Source organism: Arthrobacter sp. cf158, from assembly GCF_900106835.1.
In the GTDB taxonomy this organism is placed as follows: domain Bacteria; phylum Actinomycetota; class Actinomycetes; order Actinomycetales; family Micrococcaceae; genus Arthrobacter.
The window spans coordinates 143195-166334 of record NZ_FNNR01000010.1; the positions used below are offsets into that span (position 1 = coordinate 143195).

Sequence of the window (23140 nt, forward strand, 5' to 3'; positions counted from 1 at the left end):
GAATGAATACGCCCAGCACCACAAGGTAGACGAAGACATCCACGATATCGATCGGGCGGAGCCGCATGCGGTGAGCGGATCAACGCCGGCAGCGGTGGACTAGTGGAACGGCCGCTCGTAGTCGGATTGCTAGGCTGGACTCATGACCCGTCGACTTGCAGCACTTTCCGCCGTCCCCCTTTTGCTGCTGCTCGTCGGTTGCGGAGCCGTGGAAGAGGCTGCCACAAGCGCAGCCAGCGATGCAGCCTCAAAGGTGGCCACTGCCGCCGCTGATGAGGTCACCAAGCAGGTTTGCGCAGTGGTCCAGGATGGTTTGGTCAGCGTTCAGGACAAGCAGGTCCTTGCCGGGCTGGTCTCGGCCGCCAGCACAGCTGGCGTCCCCGCAGAAATCACGACGCCGTTGAACCAGATCGCCGAAGCAGGAGACGAAGTGCCGGCTGAGTCAGTCCAGGCACTGAAGGACGCCTGCGCACCGTAGTAATTGCTGGGTGATGCGGTGGCTGCCCGAAGCGCCCGGTATCCCACAGATTCGCCTCTAGGTGCGGACGAGTTGCCCGCGGGCACGATGAGGCGGTTCCTGTCTTGCAGGCGTTGGCCTCGCGGTACCCGATGATGCTTCGCCATCCGATGATGATGCGTCACCCGATGATGTGGCGTCGCTTTCGCCTCCTAAGGCACGCGCATACCCCGGTAATGGTGGCGCAGTGGATTGGTACGTATGACCTGTTGGTGTGCTGAGCTCCATGCTGTGGGCCTCTCCTGAGAGCAGTTTGGTGGTCCAGCCGGGATTTTCCTTGGTGTGGTTGCAGGCTTCACAGAGTCCTGCGCCGTTGCTCAGGGTGGTGGTGCCCCCTTTGTGCCAGGGGATGATGTGGTCGATGTGTCGGATGGGCGCGTCGCAGTATGGGGTGCGGCAGGTATCGTCGCGGGTTTCGATGAATCGTCTGAGTCGTGGTGGGAAGAGCCGGGCTTTGGAGTCCATGCTGAGGAGCTCGCCTGTGGCGGGTGCTGTGTAGAGCCGGCGTAGCCACACGGTGAACTCATCATCCTGCGCACCCGTGGTTGGAAGCCCGCCCGGCGCTTCTTGGAGCCCCGCAGGCACCTGCCGGTGCGGCGCTTCCTGAGCCCCCGTTTGCCCCTGCCTGTTTGGCGGCTCATTGCCGGTGCCAAGCAGTGTTCTGGCCCATTCGGCGGGGACGATTCCGTACCCCTTGAGCCGGGCTGGTTCGCTGTCGCCTTGGAACAGGGTGCGGTCCGTCATCACAAGGTCCAGGTTGATCCCGGAGAACCCGCCCGGGGTTCCGGTGACCCGCTCCACCAAGGTGTCGGCCATGACCCGGCCGCGGGAACGGGAATCGCCGCGGGAACGGGCTGAGTCCGCCGCCCGGGTCAACGCCGCGTATGCAGCCACACCCTGAGCCACCGGAAGCAATGCCGTGAGGTAGGTCATGGTGTCCGGAGCGGGTCGCAGGCTCACTGTTCGTTCGGTGGCTGCGTGGCTCGCACGACGAGCCGCCGAGCGGGGATCACGACGGTACGCGGCAGCCTTCGCAGCAGCGATGATTGCCCGGTCGCCTTTCCCTTCGAAAGTCCCGGCATCGGGAGCGAGTTCTTCATCCACCGCACACCGGTCCTCAACCGACAAACACGCTGTTTCCTTCACCAGCAGCGTGGCCCGCCATTCATTGAGCTGTCCGGATTCCAGGGCGGCCAGTGTGCGGGGCATCTCGGTCACCACAGCCTTCGCGAAGCCCAACAACCGGGATCCCCGGTTGGGGGACTCCCGCCGAGCCAACGCCACCTGAGCACCCACACCCTGATCCTGCTCCGAAGCCGGAACACCAGCAGCAGCCTGTTCCTGTCGTTGGGCAAGATCAAAGGCCACAGCCATTCGTGCCTGCAGCCCGCTGATGGCCGACTTCATGTTCTCCAGCCCGCTGATCTGTTCGATCAGCTCGCCGCTGGAGCTGCCAAAAGGAACAGATCCAAGGAGTGAGATCAGGTCAGAAACCCGGGGCGCTGACGAACCAAACAGAGGCGCTGAGGCTGGGGGCGTGGAGTCGTCCGGCAGAGGTTTCGCGGCTCGATCGAGCACATCGCCTGACGGCATCTGCGTGGCCCGAATCTTCTCCATGCCTCGACTCTTCCAGCAGGCAGTTGAGCCTATAAGACCCCACCCGGCCTATGTGGAAAAGCACCCGGATTCGCGCCCAAAGGAGCACGAGGAAGCGAGGAGCTCCTGCCCTACTGCGGTGTGTGTGACGGTTAACCCCGGCTCGTCACCGCCCGGCGGAAACCCCTGCCCCCAAACCAGCCCCCGCCATAACACTCCGGGCCCGAACGGTGATGGCCGCACCGAGAACCAGGGCAGCAGCAACAGCCGCGGCTACCGCCGTCGGGAATGACTCGGGTGCGTCGGTGCTGCGGCCAACCGTGATCCATACGAGGCCCCAGGCGATGGCTGCCGCCAGGGCCAAGCGGCCGTGGCCCTTGATGGCCAAAGCGATGCCTACGACCGCTACTACCACCAGTACGGCAACAGACCAGATTTCGGGACGCAGGCCCAAGCCGGAGAAGCCGGAAGCCTTCAAAGCCGCGGCGATGTTGGCGCACACGGCCACACTGGTCCACCCCAGGTACAGCCCCAACGTTCCGTCAACAACTATGGCCTCAACCCACGAGGCAGCGCGGCTCTGACTGTAGCGGAGGAACGCCAGGACAAGGGTCACCAGCAGCGCCAGGATGATCACGACACTGACCAAGAGCAAGCCGGCCTGTACGGACAAAATCCAGGCCGCATTCAGGACCATGGAGACTACCACGATCCACCCCAGCGAACGTTGCCGCGAGTTGGCCCGCTGTGAAGGCAACCACTGCCACACGGTAAAGGCCACCAGTCCGGCGTAAACAACTGACCAGATGGAGAAGGCAGGAGTGGCTGGCGCAAGGAGGGTGGAGTCGGCCGCCAACGCTCCGCCGGCAGCCTGGGCAATAGGGGTTCCGCCAAAGACTCCGACGCCGATCATCGAGCCAACAATGCAGATCACCAGGCTGACGGTCACTGTGATCTGCCGGGCCAGATCCGGGCTTCGAGTTTCCATGTGCAGGGCCTCTTTCCTTATGGGATGTGCGGTGTCATGCATTAGGGAGGTAGGTGACTTAGTATCAAAATGCTAGTAAGACAAGCTTTACGTTTATCGAAGGAACAACGGATGGACTCGGAAGGCCACGCAAAGGGCTACTGGTACGGCAAAGACCCAGGTCAGAAGGCAATTGCCATTGACGTGCTGAACGCCTTGCGGGATTACCGCGCCTCCGAGCAAGCGATGCGCCGACGGACGCGATCCTCCATGGGGATGGGTGAGAAGGACTTGCTGGCCCTGCGCTACTTGTTCGAAGCCGAGGCTGCCGGCAAAGTGATGAAGCCGAAGGACCTGGGCGACAAGCTGGGGATAACGTCCGCATCCATGACCACGCTGATCGACCGCCTGGTGGAGTCCGGCCACATACGCCGCGAGCCGCACCCCACGGACCGTCGCGCCCTGATCCTGAAGGCAACGCCGGGATCGGACCAGGAAGTGCGGCATACCTTGGGCGGAATGCACCGCCGGATGTTGGACGCGGCCTGTGCCTTGAACCCGGACGAGTCGCAGATCGTGGTGAACTTTCTGCAGCACATGCGCGAGGCCCTGGACACCATTGACGAAGACCCCCAGGAACCGTCCCAGTCATGACGTGAGGCTCCACTGCAGGATGAAAATGAGTGTCACCAGGAATCCCGAACCGTAGTTGAGCCAGATGAACCGGCGCCAGGCCACATTGGTGCGTGCCGCCGTCGTGTCCGTGACGTTCCAGTAGGGCGCGCAATTAACGATGTAGGGGAGGGCGATGACTGCCGCGAGCGGCCCGGGCCACGGCGTGGCCAGCATGGCCAAACCGGCAACAAGCCAGAGTCCGACGGCGAGCCTCACCGTCCGGCGTGCACCGATGACTGTTGCTATGGAGCCGATGCCGGCCTGCCGGTCGGGTTCGATGTCCTGGACGGCGCCGAAGGCGTGGGCCGCCATGCCCCAGAGGAAGAAGGCGGCCAGCAGAACGAGGAGACCCGGCGTCACGTCGGCACCGGCCAGCGCCAGGCCGACGACGGCGGGACTCACGAAGTGCGTACTGGACGTCAGAGAGTCCAAGACCGGGCGTTCCTTGAAGCGCAGGCCGGCCACGGAGTAGGCCACCACAGCGAATGCACTCACGGCCAGGCTGATCCACGCCACGGGCCCACCCGCGAAGGCGAGCACCAGAAGGAACGGCACGTTGGTGATCGCCGCGAGCCAGAGCATGGGCCGGTGAAGGTGCGGCTGGAGGAGCGCACCTTCGATGCCGCCCTTGCGCGGATTCTTGAGGTCCGACTCGTAGTCGAAGACGTCGTTGATGCCGTACATGGCCAGGTTGTAGGGGATCAGGAAGTAGAAGGTGCCCACGATCAGTACCCAGTCGATCTCCCGTGTGGTCAGCAGCATGGCCGCGGCGAACGGATAGGCCGTGTTGATCCAACTGACCGGGCGGGACGCGAGCAGTGCTTGTGGCACCAGGCCTTTGAGGTTGTGTCCCGCACTCCGGGATTCGTCACCCCGGCCTCCGGAACGCTTGCGCGTCAGCCACATCCACAAGCCGGGCAGCGCCACCACGCCAGCCAGCGGATAGGCGAAGTCTTCGATGGGCGCCAGCCCAACCTTGAGGCCAAGAATGTGTGAGGCGTCGTAGTGGAAGAGTTCCATGCCGATCATGACGGAGTCGAACACTGCCGTGAGGACGGCCAGTGCGGCGAAGGCGAGGGCAACTGCTTTCCAGTGCTTGGCTGCTTCACCTGACCGCGCCTCACCTGACCGCGCTTCACCTGACCGGGTGCCCTGGCGGGCAAAAATCACGCCCGCGACGGCAGCTGCCGCGATGAAGGCAAGGGCGAGCCACAGGTAGGTCATACGATCTCACGCTCCCGCTCGCTCTCCCTGCGTCTGGCAGGGATCAGGTCAAGCAGACGACGCGCGCCCGTGTACAGGACCATGGTGCACAGCACCAGGAACAGCAGGAACACGGGTTCTTCAAGGGGCAGCTCAGGCGCGATCAGCAGGCCGGTGGCAATGGTTCCTTCACCTCGGAGGAAGATCCCCAGCCCGATTCCTGCAAGGTCCCAGGCTAGGAGGAACAAAACCCCGACGACGGTCACGATCGCCGCTGCTTTGGCGTCGCGCCAGAAGAACAAACGGAAGCGGTGGTCAAGCAAGAGCATGCAGGCGATGCCCAGCACCAAGGAGAGCAAATAGAGAACACCCATTAGCCAATCCTGCTGGCTACAGGCCTCGCGGTTATAGGGCCGGGGCTGTGATCGCCGCGGATCCGCTTCAAAACCAGCTCTGCACTGATCAAGCACATGGGGACACCGACGCCGGGTGCCGTGGTGGCACCGGCGTAGTAGAGGCCGCGTACGCGCTTGGAGGCATTTTGGGCGCGAAACATGGCACTCTGCCGGAGAGTGTGTGCTGGTCCCAGCATGCCGCCGCGCCAGGAGTTGTAATCGCGGGCGAAGTCGGCCGGGCCGATGGTGTGCCGCACGACGATGCGCTCGCGGAGGTCCGGGATGTTGGCCCACTGGGCGATCTGGTCGATGGCGGCGTCGGCGGTCCGTTCGATGGGGAGATCGCCGCTGCCATCAGGGCCGCCGGCCCCAAGGGAGGGATCGGCAGGGACGGGAACAAGGACAAAGAGATTCTCGTGGTTCTGCGGTGCGACACCGGCGTCGGTGGCGCTGGGTTTGCAAACGTAGAGGGATGCCGGGTCCGGGATGCTGGTCTCCTCGCCGAAGATCGACGCGAAATTCGCTTCCCAGTCCCGGGTGAAGAACAAGGAATGATGGGGCAGCTCCGGGAGTTTGCCCTTGACGCCCAACATCACCAGGACTGCCCCGGGCCCACTGGTGCGGCTCTGCCAGTACTTGCTGCCGTAACTGCGGTCCCGGACGCCGAGCAGTTGCGTTTCGGTGTGGTGGAGGTCGGCGCCGGAGACTACTTGGTCTGCCACACTGTAGTGCTCTGCGCCGGAACTGTCGCGCCATTTCACGCCCGTGACCTCACGGCTATCCTTGCCGGACAAACCGGCGGGAAGGTTCAGGCCGTCAAAGCGCCCCAGTTTCTTGATGTGCGCCGCTTCACGGGTGGTGATTTTGAGGGCCTCCGCACCTGTGTGGATCCGCACGCCGGCAGCCAGGGCCAAAGCTTCCAGCCTGCCCACAAGCTCCCAGAAGCCGCCCATGGGGTACTGCACTCCGTCGCCAAGGTCCAAAGCGCTCATCAAGTGGTACATCGCAGGAGCAGCGGACGGGTTGGTGCCAAGAAAAACAGCCGGGTATCCCAGCACCTGCCGGAGTACCGGGTGCTGGAACCGTTGGGCGACGTACTTGTCCAACGGAGTCAGGAGAAGCTGTGCCAGCTTGGGAAGGCTCCTCACTACCTCCGGTTGGAGCAGGGCAGGCAGCTTGGTGAACGGGTTGTAGAGGAAGAAACGTTCAGCCATCTCCGTCGTGTGCCGCGCGGAGGCCAGGTACGCGGAGAGTTCCTTGGCGCTGCCGGGCTCAACCCTTTCGAAGGTCTCCAAAACCTGATCGCTGCCCAACGGGACAGTGAGCGGATCCGGCCGTACGCCGTCGTGGTTTGGTTCGCTGAAGACGCGGTACGCGGGGCTGAGCGTTCGCAGGTCCAACTGTTCCGCAGTGGAGGTGCCCAGCAGTTTGAAGAAATGGTCGAACACACCAGGCATGAGGTACCAGGACGGGCCGGTATCAAAGCGGAAGCCGTCCCGTTCGAGGCTGCCCGCGCGCCCGCCTACCCGCTCGCGCTGCTCGAGGAGCTGGACCTCGTGACCTTCGTGGGCCAGGAGGGCGGCGGTGGCAAGCCCGGCAATGCCACCGCCGATCACTACTGTGCGGGTCATCGGTGCAGCTCCATCCAGGTTGAGGCGACGGCCCGTGCGGCCAGCCCGGCTTTCACGGCATCCGGCACGCGGACACGGGAGCGGTAAAGCTCATCGACGGTGGTCTGCTCAATCCTGTCCGTCAATGCCGAGAAGAGGGCAAGAGCGCTTCTAACCGCGGCCCGGGCGTCGTGGGGCAGCAGCGGAATGACGGCGCCCGCGTCTGCAAGTTGGGCGCGGATAGTGCCCACCCATTCAACGCGGTCACGGTCCTCAAGGTGGTCCGAAGTGCCAAGGTAACTGCGCCCGAGCCGGTGGGTGTCGTCCGCCAGATCGCGGAGGAAGTTGATGTTTTGGAAAGCAGCACCCAACCTTCCGGCGCCGTACTCCAGGGCCGCAGCGTCGGCGTCGTCGATGTTTTCCTCCCGCATGAAGACACGCAGGCACATCAGCCCAACCACCTCGGCCGAACCGTGCACGTAGCCTTGGTGCGCCTCGGAATCGAAGCGCAGGGGCACGGCCGGCGCAGCGCTGCGCTCGCCGAGATCGGTACGCATGGAAGCGAAGAAGGGGTCGATGAGTGTTTCATCAATGCCGGCCGCGCGGGCGGTCTGGGCGAAGGCGTGGATGATGAGGTCGCTGCTGTATCCGATGTTGACGGCGCTGTGCGTTTCATCAATGAAGTGGGTGAGGGCCTGGCACTGCTCCTCATAACTAAGGCCAGCTTCGGCGGTGACTCCGTCCACCAACTCGTCAGCCACGCGTACCAGGGCGTAGATGTTCCGGACGTGCTGGCGGTGCCTGGAGCCGAGCAGCCTGCAGGCCAGGCCGAAGGAAGTGGAGTAGGCGGCGATCACCTGGTTGGCAGCACGCTCGGCGGTGCGGGTGAAGTGAGTTAAGGAAGTATCGGTGGCGATACTCATGATTGCCGTCCTTCCAGTTGCGCCGCGAGGTCCAGCAGGACGTTCCGGGCACTCGGCGGAATCGTGTTGGTCAGCAGGTGGTTGAAGGCCTGCAGTTGCTCATCGATGAGCCCTTGGACGAAGGTCTCCGCCCCGCAGTCGCTCAGGCACTGGCGGACGTGTTCGGCTTCTGTCCCGTTGAGTTCCGGGCTGCCGAAGAACGGCTCGATGTCCGGCCACGCGCTGGTGGTCCGCGCGTGGGCAATGATGGCGGTTTCCTTGCCCTCGCGGAGGTCGGAAAAAGGATCCTTGCCGTGGCGGCGAGGATCCCCGAAGGTGGACAAAAGATCGTCCTGGAGCTGGAAGGCGAGCCCCAGATGCCTGCCGGCCGTGGCCAGCGCGGTCTCGACGGCGAAATCAGCACCGGAAAGCGCTGCGGCGGCACGCAGCGGCAACTCGAAAGTGTACGTTGCCGTCTTGTAGCCGCACATCACCAGGATGGTCTCCAGGTCAGGGGCGATGATGCCGTCGCCAAGGCCCACATCCAGCTGTTCGCCGGCTACGGTCTCGTTGATGGTGTGTTCCAGAAGATCGAGGAGCCGCAGGCGCAGTTGATGGGGAAGGTCGGCCCGGGCGAACGCCTGGTGGGTGGCGGCCAGCAGCATGTCGCCCATGAGGATTCCACCGGTTTGTGCCCAATGGAGATCGCTTCCGGTGCGTGCACCGTCAATGTTGCCCGGAAGTGCGCCCGCTTCAGCAAGGAGGGAGCCGATCAGGTTGGGGTGCCCGCGGCGGACGAGGTCGCCGTCAATCACGTCGTCGTGGAGCAGGAAGGAATAGTGGAGCAGTTCGATGGCCGCGGAGATGGTGATGGCGGTTTCCCGCTGCTCTGGCGGTGTGGAGCCGGGCGGTTTCAGGGCGTCGTAGGTCTCCATGAGCAGCAAGGGGCGGACGAACTTCCCGCCCAGGACATTCTGGCCGGCAAGCGCCCACAGCCGGGCGAAGTGGGGTCCGTAAGCCGTCGCGGCGCCGGCCCTTTTGCCGATGAGCCCGCTGAGCTCATTTTCGACGGCGGTGCAAAGCTCGGTGCGGCTGCTGAGCGCGTTGGAGGTGATGGTCATGCCCGAGCTCCGCTGTGGAGCGGGAGTGCGCGGGCCTCCAGGAGCTGCGGGAACTGCAATCCGAGCCACGGACTGAATGCCGAAGGCGTGTGGTCCAGGGCTTCGGCGAGCAGCGCGGGTGAGATCCAGGCCCAGTCGGCTACCTCACTGGGGTTTGGCTGGAGCGGGCCGCTGATCCGTGCCACGTAGACGGGACAGACCTCATTCTCGACGATTCCGGTGGGGTCCACTGCCCGGTAGCGGAAGTGGGGGAGGACCAGTTCGATGCGGTTTGCGTCCACTCCCAGTTCAAAGTGGGCCCTCCGCATGATGGCATCTTCAAATGCTTCCCCCGGTCCCGGGTGCCCGCAGAAACTGTTGGTCCATACGCCCGGCCACGTTTTCTTCTCGGGTGATCGGCGGGTGAGCAGTACTTCTCCGGCGTCGTTCAGCAGGTAGCAGGAGAAGGCGAGGTGGAGCGGGGTTTCCAAGGTGTGAACGGCCGCTTTGGGGGCCTCGCCGATGGGTGTTCCCGCGTCATCCAGGAGGACCACCATCTCTGTCGCGTTCATTGTGCGCCTTCCTCCGGGAACCTTTGCCTCGCCGCAGCTGGATATTGCTAGACAAGCTAGAAGAAAGGCTACCATGTAGGAAGTTAGGTGTAACATACTCAACATGTCCAGTCCTGAAGAGATTCCTGAAGAAGCCGGGACCCCGGTTTCCTTCGGCATCTATCACCTGGACGCCAACGATCCCCATCAGGAACTGGTGGACAGATCAGGGCTTTCCGAAGAGGACGTCCAGCAGATCAGCCACCTCATGGCAGCGCTGGGCAGGCTGCGGGAAGCTGAGCAGCGCCTCTCGGACGCCTCCTTGCGATACATGAAACTCAACCAGTCAGACATGCGCGCATTGCACTACCTGATTGTTTGCGCCAACCATGATGTGATCGCCACGCCGGGCGCAATAGCGGCGCGGCTCCACATCTCGACGGCGTCAACCACCAAGCTGCTGGACCGGCTGGAAAAGGCGGGTCACGTCACGCGACGTGCCCACCCCTCCGACCGTCGGGCCCTTGCCATCGCGATCACCCCCGAGACGCACGAGGCCGCGATGCGGACCGTCGGGCGGCAGCAGGCAAAGCGGTTCCTGGCCGCAGCGCGGCTGACATCCACGGAACGGGACACGGTGATGCGGTTCCTGGATGACATGGCGGAGGAGATTGACGTCTCCGACGACGCTTGGGCAGGTACCGCTCCTAGCCAGTAGTGGTGAACGGCAACACAAGCCTCGACTGATGCGCCGCGTCCCGGTAGATCTTGTGCGTGACGGGTCTGCCCACCGGCAGGTGGAAGGCATCCGGCGGGAGCAGGGCATTGTGCTCGTCAGCCAAGGGCTCGCTGTTCGAGAGCTCCACGGTGAGGTGATGGCCCGGTTTGAACGTGTTGGCGAACGGGTAGAGGCGCAGAACGTACTCTTCGATCTGCCCGGGTTCCACCGGAATTTCCTTGGTGTGCGGGTGGTACGGGCTGCCCTCGGTGGTCCGTTCGTCCAGCTCGCGGTGTGATGCCTTGAGGTATCCGCTGGTGATCAGTTGGCGTTTGCCGTTGGGCGCGTAGTCCCACAGCCGGAGGATGAAGTTGGTGTCCGGCTGGTCGATTTCTGCGAAGATATGCGCGGCACCGGCCCCGATCATCTCCGTATCCTGCTCAAACGGCGGCGTGCTCCAGCTGAGGATTTCCACCTTGTCCGTCACGGTGAGGGGAGCTTGGTAGAAGCCGTCCGGTGCAGCGTACTCCGCACCCATCAACTCAGGTTCGGTGGAGAGCTTGTGCCGGGGGCGCAGGTAGAGCGAGGTGTACTCGATATCCTTCGGCGGCCATTGATCGGCGGTGACCACCTCGCGTGAGCCCTCCACGAAGACACTGACAGCCGGCTCGTCCATGATGCCGTTATCGATGCCCTTGATCCAGTAGTCATACCACCTGAACATCTTGTCGTGTTCTTCGATGAACGGCCGGGACTGCATGGGCGGATAGGGTCCGATATCGAGTTTTCGGGGACCTTTCAGCGAGTCGAACAATTCGATGGTGCCATCCATGGTCCACCCCCGGCCCTGGTCGATCTGCAGCCACACCGGAATGTCGATATTTGGCGCGAGGGTGATGGGATTCCGTTCCTCGTACCACTCGCCATCGAGTTCGTTCATGACGATGTCGAACCAGGCCTCATGGTTCTTGGGGTAGTTCAGCACATGGACCAGATTGGGCCAGGCGGCTACGTCCGGGTCCTTCAGGCGTTGTTGGACGAGGTCTTTCAGTTCGTCGGGGGAGTACTTCTCCATCATGCGCGACTTCACATTGTCCGTGAACGCCCAGCCCGAGTCCCCACCGCGGCCTTCCCGGGCAGCGCGCGGCATGAACCACATGATGCCGCCGTGGTACGTGGTCTCGTAGAAGTCGTAGTGGCCACCGGAAACGAAGATCGCCTTCAGGCTCGGCGGGCGCTCGGCCGCAGCGAGGACCTGCATGGAGCCGAAGTAGGAGATGCCCACCATGCCCACGTTGCCGTCGCACCAAGGCTGCGCGGCTACCCACTCGATGAAGTCGTAGGCATCCTGGCCCAGGGAAACCCCGCCGGCGTTGTAATTGCCGATGTGCTCACCGCCGGAATGGCCGGACCCGCGGAGGTCGCCGATCACATGGACGTAATCCTCCTGCACGATCCGGGCGATGTCGCCCGCTTCTATGCATCCATCCCACATCGGGCTCGGACGACGCTGTGGAGGGGTAGTCAACGCCAGCGCCTGTAACTCCTTGCCGTAGGGACTCAGGGCAACCAGCGCTGGCCGGGGTTTCTCCTCGGTGCCCTGGTAGGCGTCCGCCGCGAGTTCGATGCCGTCCCGCATGGGGACGCGCAGGTCCTTCTGGACCGCGATTTTTTCGCCGCCGGCACTGAGAAACTGGATGTCATCCATGGGTAGCCTTCCGTTCAAACCGGTTCGAAAAGTGTGTGGTGTACCCGTGCAGGGTGGTGAAGAACGGAGACGGTTCCAGACTGGGGTCTCCGGTGTAGCCAAGGTCCTCTGCCACTGCGGCGAAAGGCGAGTAGGCCGACGTCGTGCCTTCCAGCCCTGCCTCAAGGCAGCGGCACGCGGCGCTGCTGACGCGGGTTTCGACGTCGATGCTTTCCTGGAGGGCGCGGCGCGCCTGTGTTTCGTCAAGCTCGACGCCGAACGGCTCACCATCCGCGCCCCGGTACGGATGACCCAGGTAGAGGTGCCGCGGCCGGATGTCATCGCGAAGGTACTGCAGGCTGGCGCGGTACGCCGCCGGATCCACAAATCCCGGAAAACCGTTGGCCGCTCCGTGAACCTGGACGGCGTCGCCCACGAACACATCGTTCTGGCCGTCGATGACATAGGCCACCGAGCCCGGAGTGTGTCCCGGTACTGAGTGGACAGACACTGTCACGTCACCGCCCAGGGAAATGGTTTCGCCGCCCTGGACCAGCAGGTCAGGCTCCATTTCCCCGGAGATGACGGCGTCCGCCGCGGCGCCAACCCGGGACGCGCCGTCGGGGTCCGTTAAGTACTGCCCACGGCCAGCCAGGTATTCGTCCACATGGGCGCGGCGTGACCGCAGCATCGGTGCGTCGGCTTGGTGGATGACCACCTTGGCCTGCCGTCCCGTGAGCTCCCATAGGGCATGGGCTCCGCCGATGTGGTCGATGTGCCCGTGGGTCAGCAGGATCCAACGGACGTCCTCTATGCGGCGGCCGATCGCTTCCAGTGCGGGGATCATGCCCTCCGCGGGCGAGGACGCGATTCCGGTGTCCACAATGGCGGGCTCGGGAGCGTCGATGTAGAAGCTGTACAGGCCAAAACGGCCCCACGGAGAGACGATCGGATGAACGCGTACTGGCTGCGTCATTTCCGGGGACTCCGGTTCAGGAATTCCGAGGTCTCCGCGAACACGCGGTGGAACTCCGGGATCCAGGAGAAGTTCTGGACGAAGCCGTGGTTGGCGCCGCTGTACCGGCTGACTGTGGTGTCCACGCCCGCCTCGTCCAATCGCTGTCCGTACAGTTCGCCTTCATCCCGCAGGGGATCGAACTCGGCGGTGACGATCAGCGCAGGTGGCAGCCCGGTCAGGTCAGCCCGTTTGATAGGGGAGACGAGCGGGTCGCCCGGCTCCGCACCGCCGTCGAGATAGAAGGCGTTGAAGGGCTTCAGGCCGGCTGTCTCCAGGCCGTAGCCCTCAGCATTCTCGCGCAGGGATGGATAGCGGTCGGCATCGAAATCCAGGTCCAGCGACGGGTAATACAGAATCTGGTGGGTGATGTGGTGGAAGCCGTCGTCGTGCGCTTTAGCGGCGACCGCTGCCACGAAGTTTCCGCCCGAACTGTCCCCGGCAATCGCAAGATTCCGGCCGTCCCAGCCGAGCATTCCTCCGTCGGATTCAGCCCAGCGGACCACGGCATAGCAGTCCTCCAGCCCCGCGGGGAAGGGTGCTTCGGGAGCCAGACGATAACCGACTGAGATGACTTTATGGCCCGTTTCCGACGCCAGTGCCCGGGCAACGTGATCGTGGGAGTCCAGGCTGCCCAGGAAGAAGGCGCCGCCGTGAAAGTACACAATAATGCTGTGTTCCGCCGCGTCGGTGGGCGTATAAATGCGAACCGGAACCTCACCGGCGGAGGTCACCGCTGTGGCATCGACGACGGCGTGGAGCTGCAGCCGCTTATCGGCCGGCAGGATCCGGGCTGCTTCGTCTGCGCGCAGTGCGGCGGGGTCCAGCGGCGAACCGTCGGGAGCAGGGAGAGTGGCGAGGATTTTGGCGATCTGTGGGTGGATTGGCATTCCAGGCCCGTCCTTAGGCGTTGGCCGGGAAGGCGGAGTCCACCGCATCGGCGTGCCAACCCTGGCGGGATACGCGCTGCAGTTCATCAGTCACCGGCTTTCGGGTGGCCTGGTAGATGGACAGGGCATCCTGCACGGAGTCGCCTTGGATCATCGCGTCAGCGAAACCGCCGGCGTCCAGGATGGCCGAGTTGGCGCCCTGGCCTTGGTGGTGCAGCATCGCGTGGGCGGCGTCGCCCAGCAACGCCACGGAGCCGGTGTGCCAGGAATCGATGGGATCGATGTCGAATACTGAGCGGCTGGTCACCGTGCTCAGGTCCAGTTCCCGGGCAACCTGGACGATCCGCTCGTCGAAACCTTCCAGCAGCTTCACCAGGTAGTCATTGGTGATCTCCGGTGCCCAAGAGGCGTCGTCGGAAGCGGCCGTGATGTCGTACGAGAGCTCGCCGCGGTGCCGCAATGGCAGGTTGTAGGCGATGGTGCCGTTGCTGCCCATGTAGAAGCGTGGATTATCGTCCGTCACCAAGCCGTGGGCGTCCTCGATCGAAATGACAGCGCGGTAGGCGTGCTCGCCGGAGAATACGGGTTCTTTCTGCGAGAAGAGCTGATGGCGAACTGTGGAACGAATGCCATCCGCGCCGATGACGAGGTCAGCTGTGACAACCTCGCCGTTCTGGAAGGTGAGCGTGGCATGGTTGCCATGGTCCTGGATGGTGTTCAGCTTGTAGCCCAGATGCACCATGCCCTCGGGGAGGGCGCCGAGCAGGGCGTCGATGAAGTCTCCGCGGTGGATCATTCGGTTGTGATTGACCTGCTGGTAGGCGCGCAGGAACGGCCATTCCTCCTTCGCGAGGATGTGGCTGCCGTCCGCCGTGAGGATTTCGAGGTGGTCGCTGGGCGAGCTCACGGCGGCGATGCGGTCAAAGATGCCCCACGTGCGGAACAGTTCCACCGACGGCGGGCGAAGGCCGATGCCCGCGCCCACCTGGGCCAACGCGGGCGCTTGCTCGTAAACGTGAACGTTCTCTGCGCCGATATTCTGCAGGGCTTTAGCTACCGAGGCTCCGCCATAGCCGCCGCCGATGATGGCGATCTTGAGGTTCTTGATCTCTGAAGTCTTCATGGGATTCTGTGCTTTCTGGGTCAGGCGCTGAGAGTGAGGAAGGTGGCCGGGTTGTCCACGAAGATCGTCCTGATGGCGTCTTCTTCCAAGCCGGCTTTGCGGAGGTCCGGGATGAGGTCCTCGAAGATGTAGTTCACGGTGTGGCCCTTCACGCCGGCCCACCCGAGCGGGCTGCAGTTGGCGTCGGCACCGGCCAGGGCCTTGTCCAGATGGCCTGCGTTGAGGAAGCGGAGGAAGTGGTCCAGGCGTTCCTGCCTGGGGCGGGCCCAGAAGGGAGGGTCTTCCAGCTCGGTCTCGTAACCGAAGGTGTCGAATCCCACCCGGCCTCCTTGCTCCGCGATCCAGGTGTCCCGCGTGTTTTCGGCGTTCACACCGTCGTCGACGTGTCCGAAGAGGACGCGGTCCAGCGGCAATCCTTCCTCCTGGAAAATGGCAATGGCATTCTCGGCATCTATGGCCAGATGCGTCAGAACAGGGGCTCCGGTCTGGATGGCTGCGCGCGCGGCCGCCCGGTAGATCCGCTTGTCCAGGTCCGTCATGCGACCACCGCGGCTGACGCCCACCTTGATGACGCCGGCGCGGCTGCCCGTGGTGCCGATGCCCACACTGATCTCGTGAATGAATACCTTGGCCAGGTAGTCCACCGAAGCGCGGGCAAAATGCGGCAGGGCGGTGTCTCCGCCCACGAAGCCAGTGCAGGCAACAATGTGGACTCCGGTCTTGGCGGACAGCGACTTGTAGTAGTCAACGTCGCGGCCGTTGCAGATGCCGGTGGCATCCACGAAGGTGCCGCCACCGTACTCGTGGAAGGCGCGGAGTTTGGGTACCGTCTCCGCGTATCGTTCCTCCGGCGTCTTCCACCAGGTGGTATCCAGCTCGCTGCCGGGCATGCCGTATCCGATGTGCTCGTGGATGGCCACGAGTCCCAGCTCTTCAGCCGGGATGGTTCCCAGCACTGTATTTACTTTTGACACGTCTATTTCCCCCTTCAGGAATGTGTGAGGAGTTCGCGGGTGTTGTCCACCAGGATCCGGTGGGCATCCTCGTCGCTGAGGCCCTGTTGCTTGAGGAACGGCACGAACGTTGACAGGACGTGGCTGAACGGGAGGTGGTACTCCGGCAGCCCCTTGGCCACGCCGATGGCATTGCTGGAGAGGATGATCCGGTGGCTGTGGCCTGCGTTGACGAGTTCCATGACCAGGCTCGTCCGTTGGGCATCGTTGATGTAGTTGGGGTGGTCGTTGAGGCCCACGTGGTCCAAGCCGACGAACGCTCCGCGCTTGGCTACTTCCAATGCGGCACCATCGGCATCCGCACGGTCCAGCCCGCCCACCAGCACGCGCCCGGCAGGCAACCCCTCGTCCAGGACGATGCCCAAGTCATGCAGGGCATCGGCCCCATAGCGAATGGACAGCGGCACCCCGGTGTCCAGGGCGGCCCTCGCTGCGCCCCGGAACAAGCTCTCCTCCGTGGGAGTCATTCCGTTGGGGTCAGCCGTTGTGGTCACGAGCCCGGCGGGTCCCCGGCGCTCCACCCGAGGCACCACCATGCCCTCGGTGATCTCCTTCCTGAAGAGCTCAGCGAACTTTTCTGCGGGCCATGGCGTGGGTGGATTTGTCTGGGGAGTGAGGAAGTAGCCGCCCAACATCTCTTCGGGACCCATGCCGGTGGAGGCGATGATGTGCACGCCAGTGGCGCGGGAGAGTGCCTCGTAGAGGTTCACGTCCCGGCCGTGGAACATGCCGGTGCTGTCCACGATGGTCCGGCCGCCGTGTTCGCGGAAATCCCGGAGCTTGGCCGCCAGGACCTCGAAGATCTCCGCCCGATCAATGGCGATATCCGGCGCGAACTGGGCTCCGGGGACCACGGAAAGCAACGCTTCGTGGACGGCGGTGACGCCGAGTTCGTGGGCCGGCACGGGGCCGAGGACCGTAGTGACGGTCTCATGGACTGTCGTGGCGACGGCTGCCGACACATCGACGGAAAGTGGGTAGATCACTGGCTTCTCCCTTGAAGTCCTGGGTGCTGATGTGCAGTCAGCATCACACAAATCTTTACACAGTGTCAAAGAATTAATCTCAACGTATATCTCTTGACATGACGTAAAGTTTGCATCCAGACTGTGAGCGAAAGCACTCCATTCCACAATCGACCCGAAACAAGGGAGTTTCATCGATGAGCCAGACCATTTCAGTGTCGAGCCGCGGCTCCGTGCCAGCCACCTTTGTGGCCGCCTACAGCGCAGTTACCCTCGCCCAAATCACCAACGCCCTACCAGGCGCGCTCAACGGAACGTTCGCCGTCGAGTTCCAAACATCCGGTGCAGGACTGACCTGGATCGCCGGCATGTTCATGATGGGGATCGTTGTCTTCGAGCTCAGCTGGGGACTCCTGGGTGACCTCTTCGGGCGCAAGAAGTTGCTGTACGCCGGAGCCGGGCTCAGCGTCCTGGGGTCCGTCGTGGCGGCCACTGCCACCACCACAGGGATGATGATCGCGGCTCAGGCAATCGGCGGCATCGGGGCAGGCATCCTGTTCCCCATTTCGCTGTCCATGCTGGCCGCCATCACTCCCGATCACAGGGCCCGGGCCAAAGCAATCGCCACCTGGGCAGGTTTCCTGTCCCTCGGTGCCGTCATCTCGCCCCTGCTGGCCGGGTTCACGGCGCAGTTCTTCACCGTTCCCGGCGCCACCGCAAGCCAACCCAACGCCTTCAGCGGGTGGCGCGTGGCCTACCTGGCAGCTGCAGTGATCGCCGTCATCGTCTTCCTCGTTTCCCTCCGGGCCAAGGATTCCGCGGCCGCCAAGGGACGCGCGCTGGACCTGCCTGGCCAAATCACCTTGGCTTTGGGACTCATTGCCGTGCTGTTCGCCACCGTCCAGGCAGTTGACGCCGGCTTCGGTGCCATAGAGGTGGTGGCCAGTTACGTGGTGGGCGGCATCCTGCTGACGGCCTTCGTCATCATCGAGATGCGCACAGAGCAGCCCCTCATCCATCTCTCCCTATTCAAGAACAGCGCCTACTCCATCACGGGCATCGTTGCGGTCACCGGCATGTTTGCGTTCCTCGCCATCTGCTACAGCACCAGCGTCGCCGTAGGTGGCCTCGCGCTCGCCGAGGCGTGGAAAGTGGGCGTGCTGTTCGTCTTCATCCAGGGCCCGGCCTTCGTCCTCATCCCCGTGGTGGGATGGCTCATTCACCACGTGGCTCCGCGCTGGGCGCTCACCGGTGGGTTCGCCTTCATGGCGGTCTCCGGTTTCTGGTTGTCCACTTTCACGCTCGGCACGCCCGAAGCCTTCGGCGGCACAGCCTGGACCGCGTTCATTCCGCCGCTCCTGCTGCTGGGGATCGGGTTCGCCCTCACGGTAGGTTCCATTACCGCCGTCGCCATCAATACCGTGCAGCCGCAGCACATTGGCATGGCCTCGGCCACCACCAACCTCCTGCGCGATCTCGGCTTCGCGCTGGGTCCGGTCATCGGCTCGGCCATCGCCTTCGGAGTGGGCGCCTCGGCCTTCGCAGCTCCGCTTAACAGGATCCTCGGCGGTACGGGGCTGCCCGCAGATGCCGTGGCCGGTCTGGCCCATGTGCCGCCGCTTGGCTATCTCTCCGGATGGGACGGCGTGGTGGGCCAAGCCTCCGGCGAGGCAGCAGCTGCGGGCGCTTCCGGCCAGGCCGTGGACGGGATGACCCAGGCCCTGGCCTCTGTCCAGCAACAGATCCAGGGCGTTGCCGGAACCTCGCTGGGCGAAGGCTTCCACGTCGTCTACCTCGTGGCCGCCATTGCTGCCACGGTTTCGGCCCTCCTGACCGTCTTCATCTCCTCCAAGTCGGCGGCACCGGCGCCGGCCGCTGCCGCCGCTCCAGCCGAGACAACCACGTCCGAACCCGCGATCTGAAAGGGCCAACACCGTGACTGCTCCCACCGCATCAGACCTGGACATCTGGGACGATCAGCTCCTGATTGATCCCTACCCCGCTTACGCGAAACTGCGCGAACAGGGCGGCGTAGTCCACTTGCCCAAGAACCACCTCTACGTCATCACCCGTTATGACGCCATCCGCGAAGTCCTCGGCGATCCCGCCACTTTCTCGTCCACGACCCTCGGATTCAATCCCATGGTGAACGACGCCCTCCAAGGCACCTCCCTGGCCTCCGATCCACCCACCCACACTCAGCTGAGGGCCACTTTGTCGGAGAACCTGACGCCACGGGCTCTCCGCGGCCTGAAAGTGGTGATCGACCAGAAAGCGGACAAGCTCGTGGCGGAGCTTGTTGCCACCGGCAGTTTCGAGGCCATTGACTCGCTGGCACGCGCCTTCCCGCTGGAGATCGTGGCGGACCTCATCGGTTTCAACGGGCATGTTAAGGGCAACATGCTGCGCTGGGGCCAGGCTGCCATGCAGGTCATCGGGCCCATGAACCAGCGCACCCAGGAGAGCTTCCCCATCGCTGGTGAACTGTACGGCTGGTGCTCCTCCGTGACGGCCCAGGACCTTACCCCCGGCTCCATCGGCCGCGGGATCTTCGATGCCGAAGCGCGTGGAGACATCCCCCAGGGCTCCGCGGGGCACATCATCCACCAGTATCTTGGTGCCGGCGTGGACACTACCATCGCGTCCATCGGCAACATCGTGGCACTGTTCGGACGCCACCCCGAGCAGCTGGAACGGCTCCGAGCGAAGCCCGAACTTGTCCCGGCGGCCTTCGCGGAGGTGCTGCGCTACTGGGCGCCCATCCACATCTGGGGCCGCACCACCACGGTCCCAGTGGAGCTGGATGGCGTGACCATCCCTGCCGGAGCCCAGCTGGGCCTGCTCATCGGCGCCGGCAACCGTGATCCGAGGCACTACGAGAACCCCGACACCTTCGACATCACGCGCAACCCAGTGGACCACCTGTCCTTCGGCTACGGCCCTCATGGATGTGCAGGCCAGGGCCTTGCGAAACTCGAGGCCCACGCGATCATCGATGCCCTTGCCCGCCGTGTGCAAAGCCTGGAGCTGGGCCGCGAAGTCCGGGAAGCCAGCAACATTACCCGGAGCCACGAGCGGCTCCAGGTGCTGAAGGTGGTGGCCGCATGAGGATCCACCTGGACCGTCCGCGCTGCGAAGGGCACGGACTTTGCGAGGAAGCCGCGCCCACGCTCATGCACCTGGACGACGACGGCGAACTCCTGATCGACGCCCCGGACGTTGACGGGGCCGATCTCGACGCCGCTCAAGCCGCCGTCCGCGTCTGCCCGGTGGCAGCGCTCAGGTTGGAGGCGGCGTGACCACTGGCAAGGCAGCCCCCATGCGCCGGATCGTGGTGGTGGGGAATGGCATCGCAGGGCTCACTGCCTGCGACTCACTCCGGGCGGCAGGCTTTGACGGCGAACTCACCGTGGTGGGCGCCGAGCAGCATCAGCCGTACAGCCGCCCGGCGTTGTCCAAGGCGCTGCTGCACGGCGGCGAGGACAGCGTCACAGCGCATCAGCGCCCCGCGCCCGGCCACCAGGCCATCGAGCTGCTCGGTGTCGGCGTTACGGGTATGGACGTGGATGCCAGGCTGCTAACGCTCGACGACGGCGGGCAGCTTCCGTACGACGGCCTGGTCATCGCGTCCGGGGCCCGGGCGAAACGGCTCGCAGGTGATCCAGGGGGTGACAACGCACGCGTATTCACCCTCCGCACCATCGAGGACGCCATCACCCTGAAAGAGCGCATCACTGGCCGCCCTTCCGTGATCGTGGTGGGTGGTGGGCCGCTCGGGATGGAAATCGCCTCCGGCTGCCTTGACGCCGGGTGCCAGGTCACGATGGTCGCGAGCGGCCCGCCGCTGGCCCGTCATCTTGGCGGGCACCTGTCCGGCATCTTCGTCGCAGCAGCCCTGCGGCGCGGGTTGAGGCTGGTCACCAGCGGCACAGCACGCCTGATGGGAACAAACGAACACTCACCGCACGACGCCGGTGCCCGGGTGGCTCTGGCGGATGGCACCGAACTGGGGGCTGACATTGTGGTGGCCGCCATCGGTGATGAGCCCAACGTCGGCTGGCTGACCGGCTCGGGTCTCTTGGAGGGAGGGGCTTTGCGCGTGGACTCCCGGGGCCGCCTCCGGCCGGACATTGTCGCCGCGGGCGACGTCGCGTACTTCCCAACACGGCTCGGGCTACGGCGGGTCCCGCTGTGGACGAGCGCCATTGACCAAGCCAAGGTCGCCGCCGTCGGACTTCTTCGAGGTGACGCCGCGCCGGAGGGTGACCTTCAGCCCTATTTCTGGACTGAGGGCTTCGGTTTGTCGCTCAAGGCGGTGGGCTTCACTCCAGTGGAGGGTGCCCCGGACTATTGCGACCCAGGCGGTGACCCGGAGTCGTTGCTCATGAGCTGGTACGGCAGCGGCGGTCCGGCCGGGGCGGGCAATCCGGGTACCGCGGCGGCCATCAATTACCGGATACCCATCCCGAAACTCCGCGCATTGGCGAACAAAGGACCAGGAGTCCTTCGGCCGGGAGAGGCGGCCTTGCCCCGATAGGATTGGGCCATGTCCTCACTGCGCGAAGCCCAGAAGCAGCTGACCCGCGACACCATTATTGACCGTGCGCTGGAGCTCTTCACCCACAAGGGTTATGCCGCCACCACCATTGATGAGATCGCTGCTGCCGCCGGTACAACACGCGTGACGTTCTACGCGTACTACCCCACGCGCAGTGATCTGATGAAGGACTTCATGGCACGCGTGAACACGGTCCTGGACCGTGCCAATGGTCCGGACAGCGCGTCCACCGCAGCCGATTTGGTGGACGTGGTGTGCTCGGGCGAGCTGCCCGGAATCCTGGCCTGGCTGGAATCCCGTGCTGCGCTGTGGCCCGTCTTCCGCCCCTACCTCGACGTCCTGGACGAAGCCGCGGCGGTGGACCGTGAAGTGCGGACGCTGGTGGAGGGGTGGCACGAGGAAGTCATCTCAGACCTTGTTCGCGGCATGGAACTGGCCGGCCGGTTCCCTGAGGAAACGCGGCACATCCGGGGGACGCTTGCCTTTACCCAGCTGGACTACGTGGCCACCCTCTGGACGCGCCGGAAGATGGAGCCCAACCGTGAACATGCCTTGGAAGTCCTGGCGGATGCCTGGTTCCATTTGTTGTGCGACGAGCGCTGAAACTCCAGTAGCGCTGAAAACCTCATACCGCTGAAATCTAGTACAGGAAGATCGGCAGCCACTCCCGGTTGTGTGCGTGGACCAGCGCCAGGAACAGCACAAAGTCGAAAAGCAGGTGCACGGACACCACATAGGTGAATGACTTGGTGAGTTTGAAGGTGTACCCCTGCAAGAGCGCGAACGGGAACGTCAGCAGCGGACCCCACGACTGGTAGCCGATCTCCCACAGGAATGACGAGAACACCACGGCTTGCAGGAGGTTGGCCAGCCAGTCGGGGAAGTGTTGGCGCAGCAGGGTGAACGTGGTGCAGATGAAGAACAGCTCGTCCCAAATTCCCACGGCGTTAACGCCCAGGAAGAGCCGCCAGAAGACCTCGGGATCGGAAGCATCCGGCCAGTTTTGGTAGACCCCCGTGCTGATCAGGTACACCGGCAGGATGAAGTAGCCCAGCGCTACGACGCCCATGAGGTACAGTTTTGCGGCCAGCGGCCATTTACGGCCCGTATTCACCGGGAACCTGATGATGTCTTCACGGTAAACGAAGCGGGACACCAGCCAAGGAACCAGTACAGCCAGCGCCAAGGCTCCGCCCATGAGTGCCATGTGTTCGGTGCTCAGGTCCGCATTGAGTGGAACCAGGCTGAAGATGGTCATGCCTGCCGCGATCAGGGCCAGGTGCCGCATCAGACGCAGGTCAATGACGGCGGCAGTGACCACGCTTGTGGCCAGGAGGCCGTATCCCAGCAGTTCGTTGCCCGGCGTCCTGAGAGGTAACGATGCGAAGAGTGGCACGCCGGACAAGGAAAGCAGCAGGGCGGGCAGCAGTTTCCAGCTGAGTGCGGTCCGGGGTGCGTCCGTCGAAAGGGAGGTCACCTCTCAAGCATCTCAGGGGTAGTGCCCCAGCGACACAGTTTTCCGTGCTGGGGAACTTCCGTGCCGGAGGCGCGTCCGGCATGAAGGGGGCCTTGAGCTTTCTCTGTTAGATTCGTGACAGTGCCCACACTTTTGTGGGCGGGCAGTTGTCTGGCATAGCCAGCGGGGGACACACATA

General features: G+C 64.0%; 23 protein-coding genes. 8 read left to right on the plus strand and 15 right to left on the minus strand.

Annotated features, from left to right (window positions below; genetic code table 11):
- Window positions 1-142 precede the first annotated feature (142 nt).
- Window positions 143-478, plus strand: coding sequence for a hypothetical protein (locus BLW08_RS19210; protein WP_090823777.1), 336 nt, complete (start codon window positions 143-145; stop codon window positions 476-478).
- A gap of 57 nt (window positions 479-535) precedes the next feature.
- On the opposite strand, the gene BLW08_RS19215 is transcribed toward BLW08_RS19210, so the two are convergent.
- Window positions 536-2134 (minus strand): HNH endonuclease, encoded by a 1599-nt coding sequence (locus BLW08_RS19215; protein WP_091327223.1) that lies wholly within the window; start codon window positions 2132-2134, stop codon window positions 536-538.
- A 145-nt stretch (window positions 2135-2279) separates the two neighbouring features.
- Window positions 2280-3101: a tryptophan-rich sensory protein gene (locus tag BLW08_RS19220; protein ID WP_091327224.1), complete on the minus strand. Its 822-nt coding sequence runs from the start codon at window positions 3099-3101 to the stop codon at window positions 2280-2282.
- Window positions 3102-3212: 111 nt separating this feature from the next.
- On the opposite strand from BLW08_RS19220, the gene BLW08_RS19225 reads away from it, so the two are divergent.
- The gene (locus BLW08_RS19225) at window positions 3213-3734 is read left to right on the plus strand and encodes a MarR family winged helix-turn-helix transcriptional regulator (RefSeq protein WP_175538768.1); all 522 of its coding nucleotides are present in this window, start codon (window positions 3213-3215) and stop codon (window positions 3732-3734) included.
- Here the strand turns inward: BLW08_RS19225 and BLW08_RS19230 are convergent.
- The 6 genes from BLW08_RS19230 to idi are packed head-to-tail and all read right to left on the minus strand — an operon-like array spanning window position 3729 to window position 9537.
- Complete coding sequence (locus BLW08_RS19230; RefSeq protein WP_091327230.1) at window positions 3729-4979, minus strand: prenyltransferase; 1251 nt, start codon at window positions 4977-4979, stop codon at window positions 3729-3731. The two genes, BLW08_RS19225 and BLW08_RS19230, sit on opposite strands and share 6 nt — an antisense overlap.
- The gene (locus tag BLW08_RS19235; RefSeq protein WP_091327231.1) at window positions 4976-5332 is read right to left on the minus strand and encodes a lycopene cyclase domain-containing protein; all 357 of its coding nucleotides are present in this window, start codon (window positions 5330-5332) and stop codon (window positions 4976-4978) included. The genes BLW08_RS19230 and BLW08_RS19235 overlap by 4 nt, the downstream gene beginning before the upstream one ends.
- A complete protein-coding gene (crtI, locus tag BLW08_RS19240; RefSeq protein WP_091327234.1) occupies window positions 5332-6984 on the minus strand; it encodes a phytoene desaturase family protein in 1653 nt (550 codons plus the stop codon). Before crtI ends, BLW08_RS19235 begins: the two co-directional genes overlap by 1 nt.
- On the minus strand, window positions 6981-7886 hold the full coding sequence (locus tag BLW08_RS19245) for a phytoene/squalene synthase family protein (protein WP_091327236.1): 906 nt from the start codon (window positions 7884-7886) through the stop codon (window positions 6981-6983). The genes crtI and BLW08_RS19245 overlap by 4 nt, the downstream gene beginning before the upstream one ends.
- A complete protein-coding gene (locus tag BLW08_RS19250; protein WP_091327238.1) occupies window positions 7883-8986 on the minus strand; it encodes a polyprenyl synthetase family protein in 1104 nt (367 codons plus the stop codon). Before BLW08_RS19250 ends, BLW08_RS19245 begins: the two co-directional genes overlap by 4 nt.
- Window positions 8983-9537, minus strand: a complete 555-nt coding sequence (idi, locus tag BLW08_RS19255) for an isopentenyl-diphosphate Delta-isomerase (protein ID WP_091327240.1) — start codon at window positions 9535-9537, stop codon at window positions 8983-8985. The genes BLW08_RS19250 and idi overlap by 4 nt, the downstream gene beginning before the upstream one ends.
- A 103-nt stretch (window positions 9538-9640) precedes the next feature.
- On the opposite strand from idi, the gene BLW08_RS19260 reads away from it, so the two are divergent.
- Window positions 9641-10234 carry a MarR family winged helix-turn-helix transcriptional regulator gene (locus BLW08_RS19260; RefSeq protein WP_091327243.1) on the plus strand — a complete coding sequence of 198 codons (594 nt, stop codon included), beginning with the start codon at window positions 9641-9643 and terminating at the stop codon, window positions 10232-10234.
- Here BLW08_RS19260 and BLW08_RS19265 read toward each other — a convergent pair.
- Genes BLW08_RS19265 through BLW08_RS19290 form a run of 6 tightly spaced genes read right to left on the minus strand, consistent with a single transcriptional unit; the run spans window position 10224 to window position 16948 of the window.
- The gene (locus BLW08_RS19265; RefSeq protein ID WP_091327246.1) at window positions 10224-11942 is read right to left on the minus strand and encodes a CocE/NonD family hydrolase; all 1719 of its coding nucleotides are present in this window, start codon (window positions 11940-11942) and stop codon (window positions 10224-10226) included. The genes BLW08_RS19260 and BLW08_RS19265 overlap by 11 nt on opposite strands.
- Window positions 11935-12897, minus strand: coding sequence for an MBL fold metallo-hydrolase (locus tag BLW08_RS19270; RefSeq protein WP_091327248.1), 963 nt, complete (start codon window positions 12895-12897; stop codon window positions 11935-11937). The genes BLW08_RS19265 and BLW08_RS19270 overlap by 8 nt, the downstream gene beginning before the upstream one ends.
- Complete coding sequence (locus tag BLW08_RS19275) at window positions 12894-13826, minus strand: alpha/beta hydrolase (RefSeq protein WP_091327250.1); 933 nt, start codon at window positions 13824-13826, stop codon at window positions 12894-12896. Before BLW08_RS19275 ends, BLW08_RS19270 begins: the two co-directional genes overlap by 4 nt.
- Before the next feature lie 13 nt (window positions 13827-13839).
- Window positions 13840-14949, minus strand: coding sequence for an FAD-dependent oxidoreductase (locus tag BLW08_RS19280; RefSeq protein WP_091327253.1), 1110 nt, complete (start codon window positions 14947-14949; stop codon window positions 13840-13842).
- Between the two features lie 20 nt (window positions 14950-14969).
- Complete coding sequence (locus BLW08_RS19285) at window positions 14970-15923, minus strand: phosphotriesterase family protein (protein WP_090823748.1); 954 nt, start codon at window positions 15921-15923, stop codon at window positions 14970-14972.
- 14 nt (window positions 15924-15937) lie between these two features.
- A complete protein-coding gene (locus BLW08_RS19290) occupies window positions 15938-16948 on the minus strand; it encodes a phosphotriesterase family protein (protein WP_254779976.1) in 1011 nt (336 codons plus the stop codon).
- A gap of 176 nt (window positions 16949-17124) precedes the next feature.
- Between BLW08_RS19290 and BLW08_RS19295 the strand changes: the two genes are divergently transcribed.
- Genes BLW08_RS19295 through BLW08_RS19315 form a run of 5 tightly spaced genes read left to right on the plus strand, consistent with a single transcriptional unit; the run spans window position 17125 to window position 22088 of the window.
- Window positions 17125-18849 carry an MFS transporter gene (locus BLW08_RS19295; RefSeq protein ID WP_091327312.1) on the plus strand — a complete coding sequence of 575 codons (1725 nt, stop codon included), beginning with the start codon at window positions 17125-17127 and terminating at the stop codon, window positions 18847-18849.
- Between the two features lie 13 nt (window positions 18850-18862).
- Window positions 18863-20035: a cytochrome P450 gene (locus BLW08_RS19300; RefSeq protein ID WP_091327315.1), complete on the plus strand. Its 1173-nt coding sequence runs from the start codon at window positions 18863-18865 to the stop codon at window positions 20033-20035.
- Window positions 20032-20226: a ferredoxin gene (locus BLW08_RS19305; RefSeq protein WP_090823741.1), complete on the plus strand. Its 195-nt coding sequence runs from the start codon at window positions 20032-20034 to the stop codon at window positions 20224-20226. Before BLW08_RS19300 ends, BLW08_RS19305 begins: the two co-directional genes overlap by 4 nt.
- Window positions 20223-21464: an NAD(P)/FAD-dependent oxidoreductase gene (locus BLW08_RS19310; protein WP_254779977.1), complete on the plus strand. Its 1242-nt coding sequence runs from the start codon at window positions 20223-20225 to the stop codon at window positions 21462-21464. The genes BLW08_RS19305 and BLW08_RS19310 overlap by 4 nt, the downstream gene beginning before the upstream one ends.
- A gap of 9 nt (window positions 21465-21473) precedes the next feature.
- Window positions 21474-22088 (plus strand): TetR/AcrR family transcriptional regulator, encoded by a 615-nt coding sequence (locus BLW08_RS19315; RefSeq protein ID WP_091327317.1) that lies wholly within the window; start codon window positions 21474-21476, stop codon window positions 22086-22088.
- Window positions 22089-22125: 37 nt separating this feature from the next.
- Here BLW08_RS19315 and BLW08_RS19320 read toward each other — a convergent pair whose 3' ends face one another.
- Entirely contained in the window at window positions 22126-22962 is an 837-nt protein-coding gene (locus tag BLW08_RS19320) for a CPBP family intramembrane glutamic endopeptidase (RefSeq protein ID WP_091327320.1), read from the minus strand.
- Between the last annotated feature and the right edge of the window lie 178 nt (window positions 22963-23140).